This is a genomic window from Desulfofundulus sp. (genome assembly GCF_049701015.1).
Taxonomy (GTDB): Bacteria; Bacillota; Desulfotomaculia; order Desulfotomaculales; family Desulfovirgulaceae; genus Desulfofundulus.
In genome coordinates, this window is record NZ_JBNATZ010000187.1 from 1 (window position 1) to 4,935 (window position 4,935).

Annotated in this window: 6 protein-coding genes; 5 read left to right on the forward strand and 1 reads right to left on the reverse strand. The window is 51.6% G+C overall.

Annotated elements, in window-relative coordinates; translation table 11 throughout:
• The 5 genes from ACPLUI_RS10865 to ACPLUI_RS10885 all read left to right on the forward strand — a co-directional run.
• Window positions 1–911, forward strand: a 911-nt coding sequence (locus ACPLUI_RS10865; RefSeq protein ID WP_424660283.1) for an N-acetylmuramoyl-L-alanine amidase family protein, incomplete at its 5' end; no start/stop codon positions are given.
• Between the two features lie 31 nt (window positions 912–942).
• Window positions 943–1,857 (forward strand): peptidoglycan-binding protein, encoded by a 915-nt coding sequence (locus ACPLUI_RS10870; protein WP_424660284.1) that lies wholly within the window; start codon window positions 943–945, stop codon window positions 1,855–1,857.
• A gap of 59 nt (window positions 1,858–1,916) precedes the next feature.
• Complete coding sequence (locus ACPLUI_RS10875; protein ID WP_424660287.1) at window positions 1,917–2,738, forward strand: lipid II flippase Amj family protein; 822 nt, start codon at window positions 1,917–1,919, stop codon at window positions 2,736–2,738.
• Window positions 2,739–2,841: 103 nt separating this feature from the next.
• The gene (locus ACPLUI_RS10880; protein ID WP_424660288.1) at window positions 2,842–3,504 is read left to right on the forward strand and encodes a coenzyme F420-0:L-glutamate ligase; all 663 of its coding nucleotides are present in this window, start codon (window positions 2,842–2,844) and stop codon (window positions 3,502–3,504) included.
• A gap of 23 nt (window positions 3,505–3,527) precedes the next feature.
• Entirely contained in the window at window positions 3,528–3,986 is a 459-nt protein-coding gene (locus ACPLUI_RS10885) for a pyruvoyl-dependent arginine decarboxylase (RefSeq protein ID WP_424660285.1), read from the forward strand.
• Window positions 3,987–4,077: 91 nt separating this feature from the next.
• Here ACPLUI_RS10885 and ACPLUI_RS10890 read toward each other — a convergent pair.
• Window positions 4,078–4,935 (reverse strand): PucR family transcriptional regulator (locus ACPLUI_RS10890; protein ID WP_424660286.1); only part of this gene is annotated, 858 nt, incomplete at its 5' end.

A 4,935-nucleotide genomic window follows, 5' to 3' on the forward strand; every position in this document is an offset into this window, starting at 1 on the left:
AAGGGGGTCAAGGCATGACAACCAGCCGCATCACCAACATCTGGAGCAAAATCCACCATAACCCAGGACGACCCATCTCCCGGGTGGTGGTCGAGTCCACCAGCCCATTTCCATTTGACATCCAGGAAAGTGATTCCGGTATCACCCTGCTGGCCAGGGAAGCCCGGGCCAACATGTACTGCGATACAATTGAAATCTACGACGGGTTGATTGAATGGATCAGGGTTGAAGAACAACCGCAGGGCGTACTCTTTGAAATAAAGCTCAACCACCCTTCCTCCTGGCAGATATCAAGCGAACCGGGTATACCTCACCGCACGGTAATCCATTTCGTCCGCGACCATCTTTTTAACCTCTTTTCTACCAGGGTATTTATTATTGATGCAGGCCACGGAGGTAATGATCCGGGTGGTAGAGGACCGGTCGACCTGCTGGAGAAGAACGTCACCATGACGATGGCCGGCGCCCTGCAGGACCTGCTCAAACCCCTGAAAAGTCAGGTCCACCTCAGCCGCACCGGTGATTACGCCATTTCCCAGTGGATGCGCTGTAACCTGGCCCAAAAAATGAACGCGGATGTGTTTATCAGCTTTCATACCGGTTACAGTACGGATAACTCCGTTCAAGGTACGGCGGTAAAATACAACCCCGGAGCAGCGGGCTGTGAACTACTCGCCCAGCTCACCCTGGAAGAAATAGTACGTAAGATCAAACGCCCCTCGCGTGGCGTGGAACCGGACCAGCAGCTGCGCTATTTGGGTACCATCCCCGGCCTTACAGTGGAACCGGTCGTTATTTCCAACTGGGTCGAGGAGGGTCTTTTACGTAATCCAACTCTTTATAAAAAAATCGCCCAGGGAATTTTTAACGGCCTCTTACGCTTTTGGAAAGAGAAAAAAGGGGGAAAATAACAATTGACCCTCTTACCAAACGGTGATATGCATGCGACGTTTTATCTGCCTGTTCATCACATTATGTTGTCTTTTAATCTACCGTCCGGCCACCGGTACAGCCCTGGTCAGGGTGCACCAATGTGGGGACAATGAACAACCCCTTCTGACGACACCTTTCCACCAGGGACAGGACATAGCCAACCTTCAGCAATGTCTTTCTTTCCTGGGCTACTTCAAGGGCCGGGCCACTGGCCTGTATGATGAATCCACCATAGAAGCCGTGGAACGTTTCCAGAAAGATCACGGTCTGCAACCCACCGGCGTGGTGGATGTGTTCACCTGGCAGACCATCAGTGAGGCCATGTTGTCCAGGCCGGAACGAGGGGTGACTCCCACCCCGGGACATGACCTTTTTATCCTGGTTGATACCCGTTCCCTGACCATGACTGTTTTTTCCAAAGGACAACCCATCAGGCAATACCCGGTAGCTCTGGGCAAACCCGGTTCAGAAACCCCCCTGGGTCTATGGAAAGTGGTCGACAAATCGGATGAATACGTGCCCGGGATGGGACCCCGCTGGATGGGATTGAACATCCCACAGGGCACCTACGGCATTCACGGTACGGACAGCCCCTGGTCCATAGGGACGTTTGCCAGCGCCGGTTGCGTACGTCTGCATAATGCCCATGTGGTGGAATTATATGACTGGGTTTCCGAAGGTACCCCGGTGCTGGTGCTGGGTAATCCTTTTTCCCCGCAGTACCCCGTACTTTACCAGGGGAGCTGCGGTACAGCAGTACAGGAAGTCCAACGCACACTGAAACGGCTGGGTTATTACAACCAGAAACCCGATGGCGTTTTTGGGCCCCGGACGGCCCAGGCCGTGGCCTTGTTCCGCAAAAAACACGGCCTGGGAGATAAGCCCGTGGTGGATGAAGAACTGTGGCCCTTGCTGGGATTTTAAAGGAAGGTGGGTGAGCAATAATCGACCGCATACTTTTAATCATCATTCTTACCGCAATTATTCATTTAACTGATACGCTGGTATACGCCGTCCGCCTTTCCGGAGTCACCACCCGCAGGCTGGCCACCGCCTTCTCCTTGTTTCAAATCATTTCCTTGCTGGCCAGCACGGCAAACCTTATTCAGGCCCCGTTATTGTCTTCCGAGGTTGAGAAAACCATAAATACAGGCCTTAAAATTTCATCCGGCTCTTTACTTGAATCACCACTGTACCACCAGCAACTCACCCAGTTGAGCATGTATATACGCCTGGTCATTTTCTCCGCTACGATCGGTACAGTGGTGGGCATATTGCTCACCCCGGCTTTTACTTACGTCTTTACCCGGGTAATTTTTCTTTTTGAAGAAGCCGGCTCCATTCCCCGCCTGATTATAATCCTGCTTTCGCCGCGCCTCCTTATGAGGACACTGCGCAAAAGACCCGGGTACCTCGGGGCCTTGAAAGCAAACTTGCCGGAGCGTCCCCAAAACATACCTTTACCGTTTTTAATAGCCAATATTCTGGTTATCGGCATCTGGACCACGGGTGTGTTATCTGCCCTGTACGCCGGTGCTCTACTGCCCGAATACCGCTCGACGGCCAGTCTTCTTTCAGGAGTTGTAAACGGTGTGGCCACTATTCTTTCGGCCATGATAGTGGACCCGACCGCCGCCATGATTACAGATCAGGCCCTGCGGGGAACCAGAGATCAAAGGGAGCTCCGGCAAATGGTTTATTATCTGTGTTTAACCAGGTTGCTGGGGACCATTCTGGCCCAGGCCATTTTCCTGCCGGCCGCGTACCTGATCAGGGATGTAACTCTGATCATCGCCGTCCCGTGAACGTTAAAAAAGACCGGGACATGCACACAATTGATTTTCAGGTATAACCTGATAGTAGCTCCTTAACCTGCCCGGGCAAATACCAGGAGCTTATTGAAAGGTGATGATGTATATGCCCTGCTATACCATCCCCATCCGGACCCATGTAATCACCGAACAGGACGACATCATCGAGCTCGCCAAACGTTACACCGAAGGGGTGGTGGAACCGGGCGATATCATTGCCATTGCTGAGAGTGTGGTAGCCATTACCCAGAAACGAGCCATCCTGCCCGAGGAAGTCCACCCGGGCCTGCTGGCACGCTTTTTGTGCAGATTCCCCGGCAAACACGGCAGCCTGGCTACCCCACCGGCCATGGAGCTGGCACTCAGGGAAGTTGGTACGGTTAGAGTTCTCCTCGGCTGCGTGGCTGCAGCTGTGGGGCGGCTCATAGGCAAGCGCGGGTATTTTTACCTGGTTGCCGGCCGGGAACTGGCATTTATCGATGATATTGCCGGCACCATGTGGCCCTATGAAAGGCATATCATCCTGGGCCCCCGCAAACCGGGGAAAATTGTAGCGGCTATCAAGGAAGCCACCGGCGCGGACGTGGTGATCGCGGACGTCAACGATATCAAATGTGTGGATATACTGGCTGCAACCAGCCCCGCCAGCGTTAAGATAGCTTCGGAAGCATTGATAGACAACCCTTTTGGCAATGACGACCAGCAGACACCCATTGTGGTTATCAAGGTCAAAAAGGAGGCGCAAGACAGAGCAGCTTGAACTAATGATGGGAGGGGGAACCCTTGTTACCGACACCAACCAGATTTACCCTGGTAGCAGGAGCAGGCGAAGGCCTGACACCATTGAACGCTTTTGACCGCGCCTTATTGGAAGCCGGGGCGGGAAACGTAAACCTGATCCGGGTTAGCAGCATCCTGCCACCCGATGCTCAATATGTGGAGGAATTATCCCTACCTCCCGGGGCCCTGGTACCAGTAGCCTACGGTGCCATTACCTCCACCACCCCTGGGGACATAATTGCCGCTGCTGTGGCTGTAGGTATTCCCGAGAAGGGCTTTGGCGTTATTATGGAGTATTCGGGCCACACATCCCGCCAGGAAGCTGAAAAAATCATCCGTGAGATGGTGGAAGATGCATTTGCCATGCGCAATATGCAGCTGAAAACGTACATGGTCAAGGCCGTGGAACACAAGGTGGTCAGGAGCGGAGCGGTTTTTGCGGGAATTCTGCTGTGGTACTGAGTTTTTTTGAAAGTTTAACATAACAAAAACCGGTTTTTCGGCAGAGAAAAACCGGTTTTTTTATATATATCCCTTCTGGAGTTCGCGGTGGTTAGAGTATTTTCAACGCCTTTAATGAAAGATAGTAATATAATTTTTCTTCTCCGTTGAGGAAAGGGTCCTTTCCCAGAATCTCTTTGATGCGCTCCAGGCGGTATTTTACAGAATTGGGATGAATGTAGAGTTTTTCGGCAGTCTTGGAAATATTTTCATTGCAATCCAGGTATACTTCCATGGTTTTGATTAACTCCGCCTTATTGGCGGAGTCATATTCCAGTAACCTGGCCAACATCCGACGGCAGGATTCTTTCACTTCACGATTGCCAAAAGATAAGAGTAAAGCATAAATACCCAGCTGTTCAAAGTCAAATATACCATTACCGCCCTGCACCCTCCGGCCAATCTTCAAGGCCTGTTCCGCTTCGCGATAACTCTGTGCCACCCCGGTCAACCTGTCACAGCACCTGCCAATTCCTATGGACACCGTAACTTTGCCCGGCATCCTGTTCACCTCAGCAGTAATCTCCCGGGCCAGGTGAAAAAGCATCGATTTGATTGACTCCGGCTTAACTTCCCTGGCTATCTGCACCAAAACGATCAACCCGTCGTTTTTGGGAATAACTATATTTTTTTGATTCCTGGCCAGCGCGGAATCTCTCACTATTCTGGCCAACTGGTTCTTCAGCTCCTGAAAAAGAATTTCCCCTCCCTCCAGATAGTAATCTTCAAAACGGTCAATAGCCACAATCATGACGGCCCGTTTTCCATTCAATTCAAAACCAAGGTGTTGAGCGCGCTGGACCATAATTTCTTCAGAATCATAATGATTGTAAAGTAAACCCTCCCAGAACTCAATGTTCATCTTTTCTTCCGCTCTTTTGATTGCCCTTCGTTTCGATTCCTCCAGGGC

Bases quoted from the DNA above. Each gene is read 5' to 3' on its own strand.
- ACPLUI_RS10870 (WP_424660284.1), top strand. From the start codon at position 943: ATGCGACGTTTTATCTGCCTGTTCATCACATTATGTTGTCTTTTAATC.
- ACPLUI_RS10880 (WP_424660288.1), top strand. From the start codon at position 2,842: ATGATGTATATGCCCTGCTATACCATCCCCATCCGGACCCATGTAATC.